General features: G+C 58.7%; 15 protein-coding genes. 11 read left to right on the top strand and 4 right to left on the bottom strand.

Annotated elements, in window-relative coordinates; translation table 11 throughout:
* The first annotated feature begins 31 nt into the window (after positions 1–31).
* From BFV97_RS07955 to BFV97_RS07915, 9 genes are all read left to right on the top strand, one after another.
* Entirely contained in the window at positions 32–826 is a 795-nt protein-coding gene (locus BFV97_RS07955; RefSeq protein ID WP_069299803.1) for an MlaE family ABC transporter permease, read from the top strand.
* Positions 823–1569 carry an ABC transporter ATP-binding protein gene (locus BFV97_RS07950; RefSeq protein WP_069299802.1) on the top strand — a complete coding sequence of 249 codons (747 nt, stop codon included), beginning with the start codon at positions 823–825 and terminating at the stop codon, positions 1567–1569. The genes BFV97_RS07955 and BFV97_RS07950 overlap by 4 nt, the downstream gene beginning before the upstream one ends.
* 64 nt (positions 1570–1633) lie before the next feature.
* Positions 1634–2077: a paraquat-inducible protein A gene (locus BFV97_RS07945; RefSeq protein ID WP_069299801.1), complete on the top strand. Its 444-nt coding sequence runs from the start codon at positions 1634–1636 to the stop codon at positions 2075–2077.
* Between the two features lie 31 nt (positions 2078–2108).
* The gene (gene radA / locus BFV97_RS07940; protein WP_069299800.1) at positions 2109–3482 is read left to right on the top strand and encodes a DNA repair protein RadA; all 1374 of its coding nucleotides are present in this window, start codon (positions 2109–2111) and stop codon (positions 3480–3482) included.
* Positions 3483–3495: 13 nt separating this feature from the next.
* On the top strand, positions 3496–4119 hold the full coding sequence (locus tag BFV97_RS07935) for a CvpA family protein (RefSeq protein WP_069299799.1): 624 nt from the start codon (positions 3496–3498) through the stop codon (positions 4117–4119).
* Between the two features lie 226 nt (positions 4120–4345).
* Entirely contained in the window at positions 4346–5818 is a 1473-nt protein-coding gene (gene purF / locus BFV97_RS07930; RefSeq protein WP_069299798.1) for an amidophosphoribosyltransferase, read from the top strand.
* Positions 5819–5821: 3 nt separating this feature from the next.
* Positions 5822–6466 (top strand): SDR family NAD(P)-dependent oxidoreductase, encoded by a 645-nt coding sequence (locus tag BFV97_RS07925; RefSeq protein ID WP_069299797.1) that lies wholly within the window; start codon positions 5822–5824, stop codon positions 6464–6466.
* A gap of 105 nt (positions 6467–6571) precedes the next feature.
* Positions 6572–7963: a sulfatase gene (locus BFV97_RS07920; protein ID WP_069299796.1), complete on the top strand. Its 1392-nt coding sequence runs from the start codon at positions 6572–6574 to the stop codon at positions 7961–7963.
* 18 nt (positions 7964–7981) lie between these two features.
* Positions 7982–9346 carry a sulfatase gene (locus BFV97_RS07915; protein WP_069299795.1) on the top strand — a complete coding sequence of 455 codons (1365 nt, stop codon included), beginning with the start codon at positions 7982–7984 and terminating at the stop codon, positions 9344–9346.
* A 64-nt stretch (positions 9347–9410) separates the two neighbouring features.
* On the opposite strand, the gene der is transcribed toward BFV97_RS07915, so the two are convergent.
* From der to BFV97_RS07900, 3 genes are all read right to left on the bottom strand, one after another.
* Complete coding sequence (gene der, locus BFV97_RS07910) at positions 9411–10904, bottom strand: ribosome biogenesis GTPase Der (protein WP_069299794.1); 1494 nt, start codon at positions 10902–10904, stop codon at positions 9411–9413.
* A 63-nt stretch (positions 10905–10967) separates the two neighbouring features.
* A complete protein-coding gene (locus BFV97_RS07905; protein WP_069299928.1) occupies positions 10968–12263 on the bottom strand; it encodes an outer membrane protein assembly factor BamB family protein in 1296 nt (431 codons plus the stop codon).
* Positions 12264–12368: 105 nt separating this feature from the next.
* Positions 12369–13040, bottom strand: a complete 672-nt coding sequence (locus BFV97_RS07900; RefSeq protein ID WP_069299793.1) for a tetratricopeptide repeat protein — start codon at positions 13038–13040, stop codon at positions 12369–12371.
* 213 nt (positions 13041–13253) lie between these two features.
* Here BFV97_RS07900 and BFV97_RS07895 point away from each other — a divergent pair, with 213 nt between their 5' ends.
* A complete protein-coding gene (locus tag BFV97_RS07895) occupies positions 13254–14345 on the top strand; it encodes an efflux RND transporter periplasmic adaptor subunit (RefSeq protein ID WP_069299792.1) in 1092 nt (363 codons plus the stop codon).
* Complete coding sequence (locus BFV97_RS07890) at positions 14342–17893, top strand: efflux RND transporter permease subunit (protein WP_069299791.1); 3552 nt, start codon at positions 14342–14344, stop codon at positions 17891–17893. Before BFV97_RS07895 ends, BFV97_RS07890 begins: the two co-directional genes overlap by 4 nt.
* A gap of 82 nt (positions 17894–17975) precedes the next feature.
* Here BFV97_RS07890 and BFV97_RS07885 read toward each other — a convergent pair whose 3' ends face one another.
* Complete coding sequence (locus BFV97_RS07885; RefSeq protein ID WP_069299790.1) at positions 17976–19814, bottom strand: ABCB family ABC transporter ATP-binding protein/permease; 1839 nt, start codon at positions 19812–19814, stop codon at positions 17976–17978.
* Positions 19815–19822: the final 8 nt, after the last annotated feature.

The following is a 19822-nucleotide window of genomic DNA, read 5'->3' as shown; positions in this document are numbered from 1 at the left end:
ATCCGGTTAACACCGCAAAAAAGGGTAGATTATGCAGGCACTTACATTCCTTGACGCCTTTCTGGGCAGCATCGGGCGGTCTGTGCTCGGGCTCTGCGCCGCGATCGGGCGCATCGCAATATTTGCCGTTCTGACCATCAGCCACCTGCTGCGCCCGCCGTTCTATCTGGCGGAATTTGGCCGCCAGTTGCTGCATATCGGTTATTTTTCCCTGCCTGTTGTGGGATTAACCGCCCTGTTCACCGGCGGTGCTCTGGCCTTGCAAATCTATTCCGGCGGTGCCCGTTTCAGCGCCGAAGCTGTGGTCCCTTCCGTGGTCGCAATCGCAATGGTGCGCGAACTTGGTCCGGTTCTAAGCGGCTTGATGGTTGCAGGGCGGGTTTCCTCCTCTATTGCTGCGGAACTTGGCACGATGCGCGTGACCGAACAAATCGACGCGCTGACGACACTATCCACCAACCCAATGAAATATCTGGTGGTGCCCCGCGTGCTCGCCGCCACAATCGCCATGCCGATCCTTGCCTTTATCGGAGATGTCATCGGCATCATGGGCGGCTTTCTGGTGGGCACACAGCGGCTCGGTTTCAACGCCGCCACCTACATCAACAACACCTGGAGCTTTCTGGAGTTTGAAGACGTCTTCTCCGGTCTGGTCAAAGCCGCCGCATTCGGGTTTATCGTCGCACTGATGGGCTGCTATCACGGCTATAATTCGGGCCGCGGCGCACAGGGTGTGGGCCGCGCCACAACCAATGCCGTGGTCAGCGCCAGCGTGCTGATCCTCGCTGCCAACTACCTTCTGACAGAGATATTCTTCACCTCATGATACAGCTTATCAACGTCAAAAAATCTTTCGGAAACAATCACGTCCTGCGCGGTGTTAACCTTACCATCGAACAGGGCGAAAGCATGGTGATCATTGGCGGATCGGGCACCGGCAAGTCGGTTGCGCTGAAATCCGTGCTTGGTCTGGTGCAACCGGACAGCGGCCAGATTCTTGTGAATGGCGCAGATACAACCGAGGGCGACCGCGATGCGTTTCTGGCGCAGTTTGGCATGCTGTTTCAGGGCGGTGCACTGTTTGACAGCCTGTCGGTCTGGCAGAACGTCGCCTTCCGTCTGCTGCGCGGCAAGGGAAAACTCTCCAAATCTGACGCCCGCGATGTGGCCATTGAAAAACTGCGACGTGTCGGATTGAAGCCCGAAGTGGCAGACCAATTTCCCGCCGAACTTTCGGGCGGCATGCAAAAACGTGTCGGCCTCGCCCGCGCCATTGCAGCGGAACCGGATATTATCTTCTTTGATGAACCCACTACCGGACTCGACCCGATCATGTCCGGCGTAATTAACGAGCTGATCCGCGAGATCGTCGTGGAAATGGGCGCAACCGCCATGACCATCACCCACGATATGTCATCCGTCCGCGCCATTGCCGATAAAGTTGCCATGCTCCACGAAGGGGTTGTCCAATGGACCGGCCCTGTATCCGAAATGGACAGCAGCGGCGATCCCTATCTCGACCAGTTTATCAACGCCCGCGCCGAAGGCCCGATAGAGGCCGTGCGCTGATCCGCTTCAATGTTCCACAAATACTCATCTTTATACCCACCCGTCCCCAGCCCCCGTGGCACCGATGCTCAAAGCCGCCAATCTCTGCCTTCTGATCCTCTTCCCCGTTGCATGGTTTGCACCGCTGCTGCGGGCGGGATTGCTGCCGTTCTTTGCGCTGGATGAAATCAGCGTCATATCCGGCCTTCAGGCGCTCTGGCAAAAGGACGTGTTTCTCGCCCTTCTGGTCACGTTTCTCGCGCTGGTAGCCCCTCTGGCCAAGGTGATCGGCACGTCCCTGATCCAGTTCAACCTGATGTCGCGCCGCCTCAAACCTGTCCTGATAATGCTTGGCCGTTTGGCCATGGCAGATGTTTTCCTGATCGCGATTTATATCGTTGCGGCCAAGGGCATTGGCGTTGGCCGACTGGAAACCGGCTGGGGCTTGTACCTGTTCACTGCGTGCGTTTTCGTCTCTTACGCTATCACCCTGATCGACAAAACGCCGGACCCCGATCAAAGAGCTTGATCCTGCCACCCGCTTTGGCCTATTTGCGCCTATGGCCAAACAATCTCTCGCTTTTTCCTGCTCTGCCTGCGGTGCCTCCCATAAGAAATGGGCGGGGCGCTGTGATGCTTGTGGTGAGTGGAACTCCATTCAGGAACAGGCGCCTCTGGCCGCTGGTCCCAAGGGTAAAACCATCGGTGCCGCCAAGGGCCGCCGGATAGAGCTGTCCGACCTTACTACCAAAGACGCGCCCCTGCCTCGTTCCAACTGCGGGATAGAGGAACTGGACCGTGTGTTGGGGGGCGGTTTGGTCCCTGCATCTGCCATTTTGGTGGGCGGCGATCCCGGCATCGGGAAATCCACCCTTCTGCTACAGGCCACCGCGCGGTTTGCCATGACCGGCAAGAAAGCGATTTATGTTTCCGGAGAGGAAGCCGCCAGCCAGATTCGGATGCGTGCGCAACGGTTGGGCCTGACACAGGCGCCGGTGCAACTGGCCTCTGAAACCAACCTGCGGGATATTCTGACCACGCTTGAGGCGGAAAAGCCCGATCTGGTGGTGATTGATTCGATCCAGACCATGTGGGCCGATCACATTGACAGTGCCCCCGGTTCCGTGTCGCAGGTCCGCGCCGTTGCCCATGAACTAACCACTTTTGCCAAAAGCCGCGGTGTGGCGGTGATCCTTGTGGGCCATGTCACCAAGGAAGGCCAGATCGCCGGCCCCCGCGTCGTGGAACATATGGTCGACACGGTCCTTTATTTTGAGGGCGAGCGCGGCCACCAGTTCCGTATCCTGCGCGCCGTGAAGAACCGCTTTGGCCCTGCGGATGAAATCGGGGTGTTCCAGATGACCGGTGCCGGTCTTGAGGAAGTCACCAACCCCTCGGCGCTGTTTCTGTCTGATCGAGAAAAACCGGCCCCGGGTTCAGTGGTCTTTGCCGGTATCGAAGGCACCCGCCCGCTGCTGGTGGAAATTCAGGCGCTTGTGGCGCAATCCGCGCTGGCCAATGCGCGGCGCACGGTGGTGGGCTGGGACAGCGGCCGCTTGTCAATGATCCTCGCGGTGCTGGAATCCCGCGCGGGATTGTCCTTTGCGGGGATGGACGTATATCTCAACGTGGCTGGCGGCATGCGAATAACCGAGCCTGCAGCCGATCTGGCCGTGGCGGCGGCGCTGATTTCGGCCCGTCAGGACACCAGTCTTCCGGGGGATCTGGTGGTGTTTGGCGAAATCAGCCTGTCGGGCGGATTGCGCCCGATCTCTCAGGCCGAAGCCCGCTTGAAAGAGGCAGCCAAGCTTGGCTTTAGTGGCGCGTTTGCGCCATCCCGCATGAAACTTGCCAGCACATCTGGCATGACGTTAAAAAAAGTGAATGATGTGGCTACGTTTATCGCTGATTGCTTTGGCGACATAGAGGCCTGAAGAAGAGGATACCATGGAAGGTTTCACACTGGTGGACGGCGGCGTTGCTGTTGTTGTTCTAATTTCGGCCATTCTGGCCTATTCGCGCGGCTTTGTTCGCGAAGTCCTGTCCATTGCAGGTTGGATCATCGCCGCTGTGGTGGCCTATGTGCTGACACCGCAGGTGGAACCTCTGGTTAAGGAAATTCCCGTTGTCTCCGACATTATCGGCGGTTCTTGTGTACTGTCCCTGATCGTTGCCTTCGCGATCATCTTTGCGGTTGCGCTGATCGTGGTGTCAATCTTCACGCCGCTGTTTTCAGGCATGGTGCAGCAATCCGCCATCGGCGGTGTCGATCAGGGGATCGGCTTCCTCTTTGGTGTTGCACGGGGGCTGTTGCTGGTGCTGATTGCCTTTATCCTTTATGACAATATCTTCCCTGCGGGCGACCGTCTGGAGATTGTTGAAAATAGCAAATCCCGCGCGGTTCTGTCCGAAAGTCAGGCGCGTCTGGCAGAAATGCTGCCCACCGAGGTCCCTACCTGGCTGCAAGACCGCTATGAAGCCTTTGTTGGCACCTGTGGTGGTGGCGCTGACGGTCCGTCCGATACGGGGATCACAACGCCCTCTACACCAGAGAACACCTCTGAAACCTGAGCCACCTTGCAGGATTTGATCCCGCACCCTTTCTGACAAACGCGCGCCGCGATCATCCGGCGCGCGTTTTTTTGTTGCGCACATGCCTTGCGCACGTCTTTGGTCGCGCTCCACGCTGGTTGCGCTGCGACATTTGGTATGACATTTTGATGAACACTCGGCCATAGACGTTCACCGGCTTGCAGGTTATACCCTGCCTACCTGCTGCCAATCTCGGAATCTCCCCATGCTGAGTCAGACCAAGCCGTTTCTTTCCCATCCTTTTGACGACGACAAACTCAAAGAGGAGTGCGGCGTTTTCGGTGTTATCGGCGTCCAGGACGCCGCCAATTTCGTTGCTCTGGGGCTGCACGCCCTGCAACACCGCGGGCAGGAAGCCGGCGGGATCGTTGCCTATGACCCCGAACACGGTTTCAACAGCGCACGGCGTTTTGGTTATGTGCGCGACAATTTCACCAAAGCTTCCCTGATGGAAACCTTACCCGGATCAAACTCGATCGGGCATGTGCGCTATTCCACATCCGGTTCCAAGGGCCACACCGCAGCCCGCGACGTGCAACCCTTCTTCGGAGAGTTCTCTCTTGGCGGTTGCGCGATTGCCCATAACGGCAACCTGACCAATGCGGATTCCCTGCGCAAAGAGCTGATCTCGCGCGGGTCGATTTTTCAGTCATCATCCGACAGTGAATGTATCATCCACCTGATCGCCCGTTCCTACCAGTCCACGCTGCCAGAACGTCTGAAAGACGCGCTGCGCCGTGTTGAGGGCGCGTTTTCCGTCATTGCCCAAACCCGCACCAAACTAATCGGTGTGCGCGATGCGCTGGGGGTCCGGCCGCTGGTTCTGGGCAAACTCGGGGACGGTTGGGTGCTGTCATCTGAGACCTGTGCGCTCGATATTATCGGTGCAGAGTTCATCCGCGAAGTGGAACCGGGCGAGATGATCATCGCTTCGGCCAAGGGTATCGAAAGCTCTTACCCTTTTGAGAAAGCCAAACCGCGTCCCTGTATCTTTGAACACGTTTATTTCTCCCGTCCCGACAGTATTCTTGGCGGTCAATCCGTCTATGAGACCCGCCGCCGGATCGGTGTCGAACTCGCCAAGGAATCTCCGGTCGAGGCTGATCTGGTCTGCCCCGTTCCGGATTCCGGCACGCCGGCCGCCATCGGTTATTCGCAGGAAAGCGGCATTCCCTACGCGATGGGCATCGTGCGCAACCAGTATATGGGCCGCACCTTTATCGAACCGACAGAGCAGATCCGCAACATGGGCGTGCGTCTGAAACTGAACGTGAACCGCGCCCTGATCAAAGGCAAGCGGGTCATTCTGGTGGACGACTCGGTTGTGCGGGGCACGACCTCGCGCAAGATCAAGGAAATGATACTGGATGCCGGCGCTGCCGAGGTCCATTTCCGCATTGCTTCACCGCCTACGGCATGGCCCTGTTTTTACGGTGTAGACACGCCACAGCGGGAAAAACTGCTCGCCGCCACCATGAGCGAGGACGAAATGCGCCACCATCTGGAAGTGGCTTCGTTGAAGTTTGTCACGCTTGACGGGCTCTACCGCGCCTGTGGCGTTGAAATCGGCCGTGACAATGCGTCTCCGGCCTATTGTGACGCCTGTTTCAGCGGCGAATATCCGGTGAAACCGGCAGACCAGATCGAAAAAGGCTTTCTGATGAAAGCAGCGGAGTAAGACGTGACCCAACCTGTTTCACTTGTAACCGGCGCATCGCGCGGGCTGGGCGCTGCCACGGCCGAAGCACTGGCCGCCAAAGGCCATCACGTGATTGCTCTGGCGCGAACCACCGGCGCTCTGGAAGAGCTGGATGACCGTATTCAAGCCAAAGGCGGCACCACCACGCTGGTGCCGCTGGACGTGAAGGACGAAGAGGCGGTCAAACGGCTGTGCATTTCAATTCACGAGCGTTGGGGCGGGCTGGATTTGTGGGTGCATTGCATTAATCACGCGCCGCCTCTGTCGCCTGCGAACCATGCCGCGCAAAAGGATTGGGACAATACGTTCAACACCAACGTGCGTATGGCGCAGCAGTTGATCGTGAACATCGACCCGCTGTTAGAGGCCCGCAAAGGCACCGCTGTCCATTGCGTTGACCCCCGTGCCGGAGAAAAATTCTTCGCCGCTTACGGCGCCTCCAAGGCCGCGCAAAAAGCATTGTTTGACAGTTGGGCGGCCGAAGGTTCGGGACGCGGGCGCAAGGTTATCGGTTTTGAACCGGCCCCGATGCCCACAGCGACACGGGCACGGTTTTATCCCGGCGAAGACCGCGCAGCCCTGACGCCCTGCGCCAGCGAAGCCGCAAGACTCGTCGCGCTGCTCTGACCCGCACAATCTGACCCGTCCGGTTGCAACGCAGGGGTGCAATCCCCCTTCCCTTTCCCGACGGTTTCCAGCAGACTGCGAAAAAAACAGTCTGCAGGCAGGATCGTGCGCACATCAAAGGTTAAAAACATCCTCTTTCTGTCGATTGAGGATCTGAACGACTGGATAGAACCGCTGGGCGGCCATCCCGACACGATCACCCCGAATCTGACCCGTCTCGCCGCCCGTGCGCAGGTGTTCCAGAACGCCTATGCCGAGGCGCCCGCCTGTTCGCCCAGCCGCACCTCTACGCTGTTTGGCCGTCATCCTTGGTCTACCGGCGTTTATGCCAACAACCACAAATGGCACGATTTTTTTGAACCCGGCGCACGGAAGTCCCTGATCGGGCGGTTCCGCGATGCGGGCTTTGATACCCACGGCGCAGGCAAGGTTTTCCACGTAGCCCCCAAGCATTTCGATCACAGCGACTGGACCAGTTACAACGACATCCAGATTGAAGGGTTTGAGCCGATCAGCAAGACCCGAAAATCCGGCAAAGTGGGCATTTATACGGATTTCGGTCCGCTGGAAGAAGGCTACCTGCAATACGACGACCACAACACCGACTGGCTGGTCGAACGCCTGCAACCCAAGGCTACGGGCCAGTTCTGGGCACTGGGGCTGTATCGGCCGCACCTGCCGTTTCTGGTGCAGCAAAAGTATTTTGACCGCTTCCCCGCGGTTATTACCGATCCGCCGGGATTGGGGCTGAACCGGTTTGATCCGGCCAATACCTCGCTGCATGATCCGCTGCCGGAGTCCGGTAAAATGATTGCCAATGATTCCGCCATGTTGCGCCGGATACTGGGGCGCAACGACGAGTATAAAGACCTGCTGAAAGCCTATCTCGCCTCAATCAACTATGCGGATGAACTGCTTGGCAAGGTGCTTGACCGGATGGATGCTTGTGACCTGTGGGAGGATACGCTGGTGGTGCTCTGGTCCGATCACGGTTGGCAATTGGGCGAGAAACTGGCCTTCCGCAAATTCACGCTTTGGGAGCGGGCCTTGCGCGTACCTTTGATGTTCGCAGGCGCCGGTATTGAGGCAGGTCAGGTGCACGAACCCGTCTCCTTATGTGACATCGCCCCCACCCTGTTTGCCCGCGCAGGGCTGCCCCTGCCGGAGCAGTTTGAAGGGCAGGATCTTTCTCCCGTCATGGATCATACCCGTGCAGAAATGCGGGGCAGCGCTGTGGCGGTTTGGGGGCGCGAGTTCAAGACCGACAGTCCGAAACTGGCGATGTCAGCGCGGTCCCGCAGTCATCGCTATATTCTTTACTGGGATGGCGGAGAGGAGCTTTACGACCATCGCAGCGACCCGTTCGAGCATGTGAACCTGCTGGCTGATCCGACTGCGGCAAAGGACCCCGAACTTGCCGCTATACGTGAGGCCCATCAGTTGATGCTGCCCGAAGATTTCGCCATCCCCGTTTCCCAGACCGCCCATCGTGAATAAGCGTCATGGTTAAAAATCATGGATAAGCCGCACCAGAATATCCTGCTGTTCTCGATCGAGGATTTGAACGACTGGATCGAACCCCTTGGCGGGCATCCGGATGCGATAACGCCGAACCTGTCACGGCTGGCAAAACGCGCCGCCGTGTTTACCCAAGCCTATAGTCCGGCGCCTGCCTGCTCCCCCGCACGAACCGCAGCGCTTTTCGGGCAAAACCCTTGGGAAACAGGCGTTTATGAGAATAAACACAAGTGGCACCACCATTACGCAAAGGGCAAACGGCTCTCTCTGATCGGTCGGATGCGCAGCGCCGGATTTGAAACCCACGGGCTTGGCAAAGTGTTCCATGTCAACAAGCCGCAGTTCGACTATGAAGATTGGGACAGTTTCCCCCAAAGCAATTCGGAACTGTTCCCGCCGATCAGCCGTCTGGCGAAAACCGGCAAGTTCGGCCCCTCCATAGACTTCGGGGCCATTCCCGATGGCGATGATCTGTACGACGATGCAAACACCAGTGCGATGATTGCGCGGATGGAACGCGGCAGTCAGGGGCAGTTCTGGGCCTTGGGGCTCTACCGTCCGCACCTGCCCTTCGTGGTGCCGCAGCGGTTTTTTGACATGTTGCCCGACACAGTGGCCAACCCACCGGGGCTGGGGCAAAACAGCTTTGACCCAACGGCAGAGGCGCCCCAATCAGGCCTGTCCGCCGCTGGCAAGGCCTATGCCAACAGCCGCGCCCAGTTCCGCCGCATCGTCAGCCGGACAGGGGAATATCAGGATTTTCTCAAAGCCTATCTCGCCTCTGTCGCCTATGCGGATTATCTGCTTGGGCGGGTGCTGGACCATATGGACGATGCGGGTCTGTGGGAGAATACAACCCTGTTACTCTGGTCCGATCACGGCTATCAACTGGGCGAAAAGCTGGCATTTCACAAATTCACCCTGTGGGAGCGGTCCTTGCGAGTGCCCTTGATGATCGCGGGACCGCAGATTGCAGCAGGACGCTACGACGAGCCGGTGTCGCTGATTGATATTGCCCCGACGCTGATGGCAGTGGCGGGACAGCCCCCTGTGCCGCAGTTTTCCGGTCAGAACCTGCTGCCGCTGCTAAAAGGCGAAACTGCGGCGATGCGCGGGTATGCAGGATCGGTCTGGACGCAGCAGAGCAAGGAGGGTCTGGCACAGACCGCGCTATCCCTGCGCAGCGCCACACATCGCTATATTTTCTACTGGGACGGTTCAGAGGAACTTTATGATCACCAGCGTGATCCATTCGAGCATGACAACCTGCTGGCTGGCGGCACCGGAAATGCACGTGCGCTGGCATTACGCGAAGAGTTTATGGCGCTACTGCCCGAGGACATGGCAGAGCCTGCCAACTGATCCCGCCGGAGCCCGAGAGTACGGGAGCCTCCGGCGGGGATATTTTTTGCCAGAAGAAGCCGTTTTAAGACTTGGGTTTGACGCCCCGTCCGGCCTCTTTGCGATAGCGACCTTCGGTGTGTTTGTTCAACTTGGTCACTTTCTTTTCTTTCTTGTCCCGATACGGGTTTTTGTCCGACTGACTGCGCATGAACAGGCGGATCGGTGTTCCAGGCATATCAAGATCGGCCCGCAAGCCATTGATAAGATAACGGTTATAACTTTCAGGAACCAGATCCGGATGCGAACACATAATCACAAAGCTCGGCGGTCTGGTCTTTACTTGTGTCATGTAGCGCAGGCGGATGCGGCGACCGCCCGGTGCGGGTGGCGGGTGCGCCTCTAGCATTCCGGTCAGCCAGCGGTTCAGACGCGCCGTGCTGATCCGCCGGTTCCAGACTTTATGCGCGCTCAGGATTGCGGCGTGCAGACGGTCCAGCCCCTTGCCGGTGCGTGCGGAAACCGTCACCATCGGTGCGCCGCGCAACTGGGGCAGCAAACGGGTGAAGCTTTCGCGCAATTCCTTCAGCTTAGCCTGTTTGTCGTCTTCCAGATCCCATTTGTTCACCGCAACCACAACAGCGCGGCCTTCCCGTTCGGCAAGATCGGCAATACGCAGGTCCTGCTGTTCAAACGGGATGTCTACATCAAGCAGGACCACCACGACTTCGGAGAATTTGACCGCGCGCAGCCCATCGGAGACGGAGAGCTTTTCCAGCTTTTCCTGCACTTTGGCCCGCTTGCGCATTCCGGCGGTATCCCAGATCCGAAACGGAATACCGTCCCAGTTGGCATTGGTCGAAATCGCATCACGGGTGATGCCCGCTTCAGGGCCGGTCAGCAGTTTGTCCTGACCGAGAATTTTGTTGATCAGCGTGGATTTACCCGCATTCGGGCGGCCAACCACCGCAATTTGCAGGGGTCTGGAGGCGGAATAGGTGATTTCCACATCCTCATCCTCAAAATCCTCATGCTCGTCGGAGACATCCACATCGGTTTCCGGTTCGATCTGGCGGTCTTCAAATTCCTTGGCCAGCGGTTCCAGCATCCGCAGCAGATCGTCCATGCCCTCGCCGTGTTCGGCAGAAAGCTGCACAGGTTCGCCCAGACCAAGGGAAAACGCATCGTAATATCCGGTCTCGCCGGCTTTGCCTTCGGCCTTGTTCGCGGCAAGGATCACCCGCGCGGATTTCTTGCGCAGGATTTCGGCAAACACCTGATCGGCGGGCATAACACCGGCGCGGGCATCCATCATGAACAGACAGATGTCGGCCATTTCGACGGCCCGTTCGGTCAGCATCCGCATCCGCCCTTGCAGGCTTTCGTCGGTGGCTTCTTCCAAACCGGCGGTGTCGATCACCGTAAAGCGCAGCGGGCCAAGGCGGGCATCGCCTTCGCGCAGGTCGCGCGTGACCCCCGGCTGGTCGTCAACCAGCGCGAGTTTGCGTCCAACCAGACGGTTGAACAGAGTGGATTTACCAACGTTGGGACGCCCGACTATGGCCAGCGTAAAAGACATAACTAGAAACCTGTGTATGGGTTGAAACCGCGCTCTAACGGATCGCAACCCTATTGGAAAGGCTTATTGATAGGCGTGCAACTGGCCATTGGCCGAGAAGATGTAGAATTTGCCACCCGCGATTGCCGGTTGAGAGGCCGCACCGCCGGGAATTTCCACCGTTCCGGTCAACGCGCCATCCGCCGGATTATAGCTGCGCAACAATCCGTCGCTGCCCGCAACCCACAACTGTCCGCCCGCCAGAACCGGCCCGAAATAGGCATAGGTTGCCCGCTTGCGGCGATCCCGTTCTGCTTTGAAATCAGGGAGTTCGGCCGACCAGACCTCGGTTCCGTCCGATGCGTTCAACCGCTTAACGGCAAAGCGGTCGGTGATCATGAAGACCGCACCGCCCGCAGGCCAAACCGGAGAGTAAGAGCCGTCTTTGGCGGTCCAGAGCCGGTCACCCGAGCGCCGGTCAAGCGCCGCAAGGCGGCCTGACTGGTTGGCAACATAAAGTGTTGTGCCATCAATCACGGGATCGCCGGAGATGTCGGAGACCAGATTACGCGCCTGCCCCTTATTGCTGCCCGTGACGGTTGCGGACCACGCCCGCAACCCGTTGCTGGTGACGGCTCCGACGATTTCACCGGATGCAAAAGGCAGAACGGCAAGTTTACCAGCCGCCGCCGGAGCGCCTGCCCCCGCGATGCCCGAGGTATCGCCCGGACTGATCTGTTGCCACAGCAGGCGTCCGTTAGATATATCCAGTCCGATTGCAACGTTGTTACGGGCAACCGCTACAACCACATCGCCCACGATGAGCGGATCGCTGGAAATGGCGCCCGTCATCTGGTGACGCCAGCGGATGGCGCCTGTGGCCGCGTCCGCCAGGATCACCTCGCCATAGCCCGTGGTGATCGCAAGCAGCCCGTTGGAATACACAACACCGCCGCCCGATGCCTCGCCTTTTTTCTCATTCGGCGGGGTCAGGTCACGAGTCCAGACAGGCTGCCCCGCAAGGGTGAATGCCCGCAGTGAACCGGCGGAATCCATCGAATAGATACGCCCGCCGCCAATCACAGGGCTGGCGGTGATGGCATTTTTGCGGCTGTTGCCCGCACCGATCCCAACGCTCCAGACCCGCGACAGGCTGCGCCCGAGTGCGGGATGGCGGATCAGATGCTGCGCCGAGCCGTTGCGGTGGGTCCACTCAGCGTTTACAGCGGGCGCGCGCAGGGCCAGTCGGTCAACCCGAGCGGGTTCCGTCCCTGCCCCTTCGGGCAGGAAGGGTTCGCGCAGGTCCAGCCGCTCGCCCGGCAAGGGCGGTTCCTGTTGGGAACAGGCCACAAGCGCGGTTCCAAGCAGCAGAGATACCACGACGGCACGTCCGAGTTTGCTTGTTTTTGTTAAATTACGACTGCTTACCACTTGCTCGGCCCCGATCTTGGATTGATCCTGTTGTAACTGCAATTGTGCCTTTTTTTACTCGGAAAGCAATTGGGACATTGCCGGAATTTCCGCATCAAGGGCCACCAGAACCTGTGAGGCACGGTTGCGCAGCGCGTCTGTTGACTCGCTGTCCTGTACCAGCTCTGCGTAAAGCGCGATTGCGGTGTCCTTATCATCGGCTGCCAGCGCGGAAATCGCCTGTTGCTCAAGCGCCAGCGGACGATAAATCGCACCCGGTGCAGCCAGCGATTCCAGTTCGGCCTGACGTGCGGCAGCATCCATTGCCGTGCCTTGCAGGATGACTGATTTCAGCCGTGCCAGTTCCGTATAAACCGGACCGGCAGCGCTGTTGGCAACCCCGTCATAGGCGGCGACAGCCCCGTCTACATCCCCGGCCTCGGCCAGTTCTGCGGCGCGGCGCAATTCTACGATCACCGCAGCCGGACCGGAATTGGCGGTCAGTGCGGCCAGTGCCTCTGCCCGTGCAGCAGGGTCATCGGCGTCAAGCGCGGCGGCGAATTGATCACCACGGGCTTGCGCATCTGCGGCCAGACTTGCCTTTTGCCATTCCAGAAAACCTGTCACACCAACTGCACCAACCACCAGCACAACAGCAATCCAGCCGTATCTGCGCACGTATTTATATAGTTGGTCGCGCCGAACTTCCTCGGTGACTTCTTCAATAAAGGAATCGCTATCGCTCACAGTTGTCTCCTGACCCGAATTCGGGCGGACAATACTGCGAAGCGGGCAAGTTTGCCAAGGCGCATTTGCAAGAACCCCCCGCAGAGGCGCAGAAATGGCCCCTTGACGTGCAAGCTGTCCTTGTCAGCAAGGGTTCACGCCCCTATTCAGAGAGCACTGCTTATTTACGCCAATCGCTGCGCAATGGGTGCTGCGATGCAAAGAGGTTTCTACATGCGCTTTACCCCGTTGCTGACAGCCGCGCTCGTCTGTGCTTTTACCTATATGCTCATTCTTGAGCGGGAGGCCCTGCTGGCATTTGCCGGGGCCGAGACAGAGCCGCCTGCGCAGGAAACGGTCGAAAACGGTATTGAAGACAAGCCGCCGGTTTCCGTGCTGGTGAAAAAATCCGAGGCCCAGCCGGTGGCCCGTGGCATTGTGTTGCGCGGACAGACGGCGGCCTTTCGCCTGTTGGACGTAAAGGCCGAGACCAGCGGGCAGGTGATCTCACCGCCTTTGCGGGCCGGAACGCTGATCGGTGAAGGGGAGTTGCTGTGCAAACTGGACCCCGGCACCCGAGAGGCAACCCTGTCAGAAGCCGAGGCCCGTCTGGCCGAGGCGCAGGCCAATAACAATGTCTCTGCCAGTCTGGTGCAAAAAGGCTATGCGTCCGAAACCACTGCGATCTCCCGCGTTGCTGCCCTGCAAGCGGCCCAAGCGGTGGTGGAGCGGGCTAAGAAGGAACTGGAACAACTGGAGATTCACGCGCCGTTTTCCGGTCTGCTGGAATCCGATACGGCGGAATTTGGCGCCTTGCTGCAAACCGGCGGCACCTGTGCGCGGGTAATTGCGCTTAATCCGATCAAACTAGTGGGCTATGCCACGGAACAACAGGTGCAGCGGATTTCGGTTGGCGGCCCTGCGGGGGCGCGGCTGATCGGCGGGCAGCAGGTACAAGGCAAGCTGACCTTCATTTCCCGCAGTGCCGATCCGCTGACACGGACTTTCCGCGTCGAAGTGACGGTGCCAAACGAAGACCTGTCCATCCGCGACGGTTCCACCGCGGAAATCTACATTGCGTTGCACGGTGAAACCGGACACCTGCTGCCCCAATCTGCGCTGACCCTGAACGATCAGGGGCAGCTTGGCGTGCGCATTGTGGATGGGGAAACGGCGGCGTTCAAACAGGTAAGCATCCTGAACGAAAGCCCTGACGGGGTCTGGGTCGGCGGTCTGCCGGAACAGGCGGATGTGATCATCGTCGGGCAGGAATATGTCGTAAGCGGGCGCCGTGTGACCGTGACCTATCAAAAGGATGCGTCATGATCGGTATCGTCGACTGGGCCTCTGCCCGCGCACGGATGATCTTTGCCTTGATCGCCCTGTCGCTGGGCGCGGGGACGTTTTCCTATGTAAACCTGCCCAAAGAGGGTGAACCGGACATCGACATTCCGGCCCTGTTCGTATCGGTCCAGTTTCCCGGTATCTCGGCGGAAGATAGCGAAAAGCTGTTGGTCAAACCGCTGGAAAGCAAGCTGCGCGATCTGGACGGGTTGAAGAAAATCTCTGGCACGGCGGCAGAAAACTATGGCGGTGTGGCGCTGGAGTTTGAATTTGGCTGGGATAAATCCGCCACCATAGCGGATGTGCGCGACAAGGTTAATCAGGCGCAGGCCGATTTCCCCGAAGACGCGGATCAACCCACGATCAACGAGATTAACTTCTCGGAGTTTCCGGTGCTTGTGGTGTCCCTGTCCGGCGCCATACCCGAACGCACTTTGTTACGCGTTGTCAAAGACTTGCAGGACAAGGTTGAGGCCCTGACACCCGTGCTAGAGGCGGGACTGGCGGGGCATCGGGACGAAATGCTCGAGGTGCTGATCGACCCGCTGAAGCTGGAGGCATATAACGTCACTGCTGGCGAGTTGATCAATGTTGTCACCAACAACAACCAGTTGATTGCCGCCGGTGAAGTGGAAACCGCGAACGGGGCGTTTTCGGTCAAGATCCCGTCTGCCTTTGATGATCCGCAGGATGTGTACAATCTGCCGGTAAAGGTGAACGGCGACCGTGTGATCACGCTGGGCGATCTGGCCGATATTCGACTGACCTTTGAGGATCAGGTAGGCACAGCGCGCTATAACGGGCAGACCACCGTGGCCTTGCAGGTGGTCAAACGCAAGGGCACCAACCTGATCAACGCGGTACAACTGGTGCGTGACACGGTCGAGGCTGCGCAACAGGAGTGGCCACAGGAATTGCGCGACAGTATCACCGTCAGCTACTCTATGGACGAAAGCACCAATGTGGCCGATATGGTCAGCCAGCTTGAGGCTTCGGTCCTGACGGCCGTGGCGCTGGTGATGATCGTGGTGCTGGCTGCCCTTGGCGTACGTTCTGCGCTGCTGGTGGGCTTTGCCATTCCCACCTCTTTTCTGTTGTCCTTTGCAATCATGGCGGTGGCAGGGATTTCGATTTCCAATATTGTTATGTTCGGCCTGATCCTTGCGGTCGGAATGCTGGTGGACGGGGCCATTGTGGTGGTGGAATACGCCGATAAGGAAATCACCCGCGGTGTCGGCCCGATGCGGGCTTATACGGCGGCGGCAAAGCGGATGTTCTGGCCGATCGTGTCCTCTACAGCCACTACCCTGTGTGCCTTTTTGCCAATGCTGTTCTGGCCCGGTGTGCCGGGTGAATTCATGGGCAACCTGCCAGTCACCCTGATCTTCGTCCTGTCCGCTTCCCTGTTGGTGGCGCTGGTCTATCTGCCCGTCGTGGGCGGGGTTGCGGGGCGGATTTCGGCCATTCTCGGGCGGGTTTCGGACTGGTTGCGCGCCAAGGTCCACTGGGCCTTGCGCCTGATTATGATGGTTCTCAGCGCGGTAATCCTGTTCAACGGAGTCCTGATGCTGTTGCGGGGCGAAATGGCCGGAGCTGTCATCGCCATATTGCTGGGCTGTCTGGCGCTGGCGGCGACGGGTGGATCGCTCGGGCCGCAGCAGAAGAAAAAGAAGATAAAGGCCGGCTACAAGCGCACGCCCTTTGGCTGGGTCATCCACCTGATCGCAGGCAATCCGGTGATGCCCATCGTGACAATTGCCGCAATCGGGTTCTTTGTTGTCTCGGTTTTCGGCTATTTCGGCACCCATTCCAAAGGCGTGGAGTTCTTCGTTGAAACCGAACCGGAGCGAGCCATCGCCTATGTGCGGGCCCGCGGCAATCTTAGCCTTGAAGAAAAGGACAGTCTGGTCCGTCAGGTCGAAGCCGAGATTATGCAGGTGGACGGGGTCGAGAGCCTGTTTGCCTTTGCCGGAGAAGGCGGTTTGAACCAGAACACCGGCGGCGCCATTGCCCCGACCGACAGTATCGGACAGGTGCAGATCGAACTGGTAAAATGGACCGAACGCCCCCGTGGGTCCGGCAACGACATTCTGAACCGCATCAACGAGCGTCTGAAAACCGTTCCGGGCATTCAGGCAGAAATTTCCGAGGCTGCGATGGGGCCTGCATCCGGCAAGCCGCTGAACCTGCGGGTAACGGGGGATAATTGGGAAGAGTTGCAAGCCGCAGCAGATATTGTGCGGCGCAAATTCGACAATACCACGGGGCTGATCAAAATCGAGGACACCCGCCCCCTGCCCGGTATTGACTGGCAGATCGACGTGGATGTGGAACAGGCCGGACGCTACGGCGCGGATGTGCTGTCAGTGGGCGCGATGGTCCAGCTTGTGACCCGTGGTCTGATGCTCGACACCATGCGGGTGGACAGTTCGGATGATGAAATCGAAATCCGCGTGCGGCTGCCGGAAAACGACCGGTTGCTCTCTACCATTGACACGCTGCGGGTGCGGACCGCTTCGGGTTTGATCCCGCTCAGCAATTTCATCACCCGCACGCCCGTGGACAAATTGGGACAGATCGACCGCTTCGACACCAAACGCTATTTCGATGTTAAAGCGGATATAGAACCCGGACTGTTTGTTGACGCTGACGGAGACATCGTTTCAGGCGATGTGGAAGGGGCCAAGCCGCTTAACGGGAATGTGGCGATTGAGGCGATGACAAAATGGCTGCAAGAGGACTCCCCCTTGCCGCCCAGTGTGGAATGGTCATGGCAGGGCGACCAGCAGGATCAGGCGGAATCCGAAGCGTTTCTTGGCAAGGCTTTCGCAGGTGCGCTCGGCCTGATGTTCGTCATTTTGCTGGCGCAGTTCAACTCGGTCTACAACTCCATCCTTGTGCTGTTGGCCGTGGTTCTGTCCACCACAGGCGTTCTGATCGGGATGCTGGTGATGGACCAGACGTTCTCGATTATCATGACAGGCACTGGTATTGTGGCGCTGGCGGGAATCGTGGTGAACAACAACATTGTTCTGATCGACACCTATCAGGAATATGCGGAATACATGCCGCGGCTACAGGCGATTGTGCGCACCGCAGAGGACCGCATCCGCCCCGTTCTGCTGACCACCATCACAACAATGGCAGGTCTGGCACCGATGATGTTCGGCCTGTCTATCGACTTTTACAATGGCGGTTATTCCATAGATGCACCAACCGCGCTGTGGTGGAAGCAACTTGCCACTGCGGTGGTCTTTGGACTTGGCATTGCTACGGTGCTGACGCTGGTGTTCACGCCTTCCATGCTGGCGCTGCGGGTCTGGTTCACCACCGGCGCCTATAGTGCCGGCGCACTGGCAGGAACGGTTCTGGGCGGTCGGGGCAGCCGCATTGCGCAGGACCGCAGGCAGCGCAAACAGGCGCGTCACGCCAGTGCAGGGGAAATCCACTGGGATGACGCGGTGGAAGGCCCTGCGCCGGTGACAGAGCTATCCGCCAGCCCCAAACCGCCCCTGAAAGCAGCCGAGTAATCAGGACTTCACGGAAACGAAAAAGCCCCCGCCAGAGCATCCACTCCGGCGGGGGCTTTTGTTTGGGTCCAGCCTTACCGCCTTAGGCGACGGCGCTGCCTTCCTCGTCCTGTTCAGAGAGTTGGCGCTGCCACATGCTGTAATAGCGCCCGCCCATCGCGACCAGTTCGTCGTGGGTGCCCTGTTCAACAACCACACCCTGTTCCAGCACCATAATCCGGTCTGCATCCACCACAGTGGACAGACGGTGCGCGATAGTAATCACCGAACGCCCCTGCCCCATGGCCCGCAGGCTTTCCTGAATGTCCCGTTCGGTTTCGGTATCCAGCGCCGAAGTCGCCTCATCCAGCAGCAGGATCGGCGGGTTCTTGAGCAAGGTCCGTGCGATGCCGACCCTTTGTTTCTCACCACCCGACAGCTTCAGCCCCCGTTCCCCGACAGCAGTGTCATAGCCTTCGTGCAGGGATTCCACAAAGTCGTGGATCTTGGCAGCCTTGGCGGCAGTGATCACATCCTCGCGGGTAGCGCCCTCGCGTCCGTAGGCAATGTTATAGCCAATGGTATCGTTGAACAGCACCGTATCCTGCGGCACAATGCCAAGCGCATCATGCAGACTGTCTTGCGTCACATCCCGCAAGTCCTGACCGTCAATCTTGATCGAACCGCCGTTCACATCGTAAAACCGGAACAACAGCCGCCCGATGGTGGATTTGCCAGAACCGGACGGCCCGACCACCGCAACCGTCTGACCGGGTTTCACCACCAGATCGAGCGATTTAAGGATTTGACGTTCCCCGCTATAGCCGAAATCCACCCCTTTAAAGCGGATCTCACCGCCCGTGACATTCAGCTTCTTCGCATCAGGCTTGTCTGTCACTTCCGAGGGTTGTTCCAACAGATCGAACATTTCGCCCATATCCACCAGCGCCTGACGGATTTCACGGTACACGGTGCCAAGGAAGTTCAGCGGCATGGTGATCTGGATCATATAGGCGTTAACCATGACGAAATCGCCCACCGTCATCTGCCCGCTTTGCACGCCCATCGCGGCCATGACCATGACGATCACCAGTCCGGTTGAAATAAAGAACGACTGGCCGAAGTTCAGGAAGGACAGCGAGTAGCTGGTTTTAAGGGCCGCGGATTCGTAATTTTTCATACTTTCGTCGTAACGGGCCGCCTCGCGCTTTTCCGCGCCGAAGTATTTCACCGTTTCAAAGTTCAGCAGACTGTCGATGGCCTTCTGGTTGGCGTCCGTGTCCTGATCGTTCATTTCTTTGCGGATTTGCACTCGCCATTCGGTCACCTTGAAGGTGAACCAGATGTAAAGCCAGATGGTTACAACCACCACAGCCAGATACCAGACATCGAATACAAAAAAGAGGATACCGCCGATTAGCACCAGTTCCAGCACCAGCGGTCCGATGGAGAACAGCAAGAAGCGCAGCAGAAAATCCACGCCCTTCACGCCCCGTTCGATGATCCGGCTCAGCCCGCCGGTCTTGCGGGTGATGTGATAGCGCAGCGAAAGCGCGTGCATATGTTCAAAGGTTTCCAGCGCCAGTTTGCGCAGCGCCCGCTGGCCCACACGGGCGAAAATCGCATCGCGCAACTGGTTGAAGCCTACAGACAGCAGACGCAACGCACCGTACGCCACCGTCAGACCAACCGCGCCCATCGCCAACATCAGAACGGGGGGTGTTTCCTCGGCCACCGGTGCCAGTGCATCCACCGCGCCTTTGTAGAAAAACGGGGTCGCAACGGCGATCAAACGGGCAATCACCAGCACCACAAGGGCGGCGATCACGCGGGTCTTGATCTCGGGCTTGTCGCTTGGCCACAGATAGGGCATCACCTTGCGGATGGTGCGCATGCCGCTTTTGCGATCAATGTCAGAAGTGGTAATAGTGGATTTTCGCATCGGGACGC

The organism is Neptunicoccus sediminis, from assembly GCF_001719615.1.
GTDB classification, from domain to species: domain Bacteria; phylum Pseudomonadota; class Alphaproteobacteria; order Rhodobacterales; family Rhodobacteraceae; genus Amylibacter; species Amylibacter sediminis.
Note: the sequence above shows the minus strand (reverse complement) of the source record. Positions and strands in the feature narration are given on the sequence as shown.

Bases quoted from the DNA above. Each gene is read 5' to 3' on its own strand.
- BFV97_RS07955 (WP_069299803.1), top strand. From the start codon at position 32: ATGCAGGCACTTACATTCCTTGACGCCTTTCTGGGCAGCATCGGGCGG.
- BFV97_RS07950 (WP_069299802.1), top strand. From the start codon at position 823: ATGATACAGCTTATCAACGTCAAAAAATCTTTCGGAAACAATCACGTC.
- BFV97_RS07945 (WP_069299801.1), top strand. From the start codon at position 1,634: ATGCTCAAAGCCGCCAATCTCTGCCTTCTGATCCTCTTCCCCGTTGCA.
- radA (WP_069299800.1), top strand. From the start codon at position 2,109: ATGGCCAAACAATCTCTCGCTTTTTCCTGCTCTGCCTGCGGTGCCTCC.
- BFV97_RS07935 (WP_069299799.1), top strand. From the start codon at position 3,496: ATGGAAGGTTTCACACTGGTGGACGGCGGCGTTGCTGTTGTTGTTCTA.
- purF (WP_069299798.1), top strand. From the start codon at position 4,346: ATGCTGAGTCAGACCAAGCCGTTTCTTTCCCATCCTTTTGACGACGAC.
- BFV97_RS07915 (WP_069299795.1), top strand. From the start codon at position 7,982: ATGGATAAGCCGCACCAGAATATCCTGCTGTTCTCGATCGAGGATTTG.
- der (WP_069299794.1), bottom strand. From the start codon at position 10,904: ATGTCTTTTACGCTGGCCATAGTCGGGCGTCCCAACGTTGGTAAATCC.
- BFV97_RS07895 (WP_069299792.1), top strand. From the start codon at position 13,254: ATGCGCTTTACCCCGTTGCTGACAGCCGCGCTCGTCTGTGCTTTTACC.
- BFV97_RS07890 (WP_069299791.1), top strand. From the start codon at position 14,342: ATGATCGGTATCGTCGACTGGGCCTCTGCCCGCGCACGGATGATCTTT.
- BFV97_RS07885 (WP_069299790.1), bottom strand. From the start codon at position 19,814: ATGCGAAAATCCACTATTACCACTTCTGACATTGATCGCAAAAGCGGC.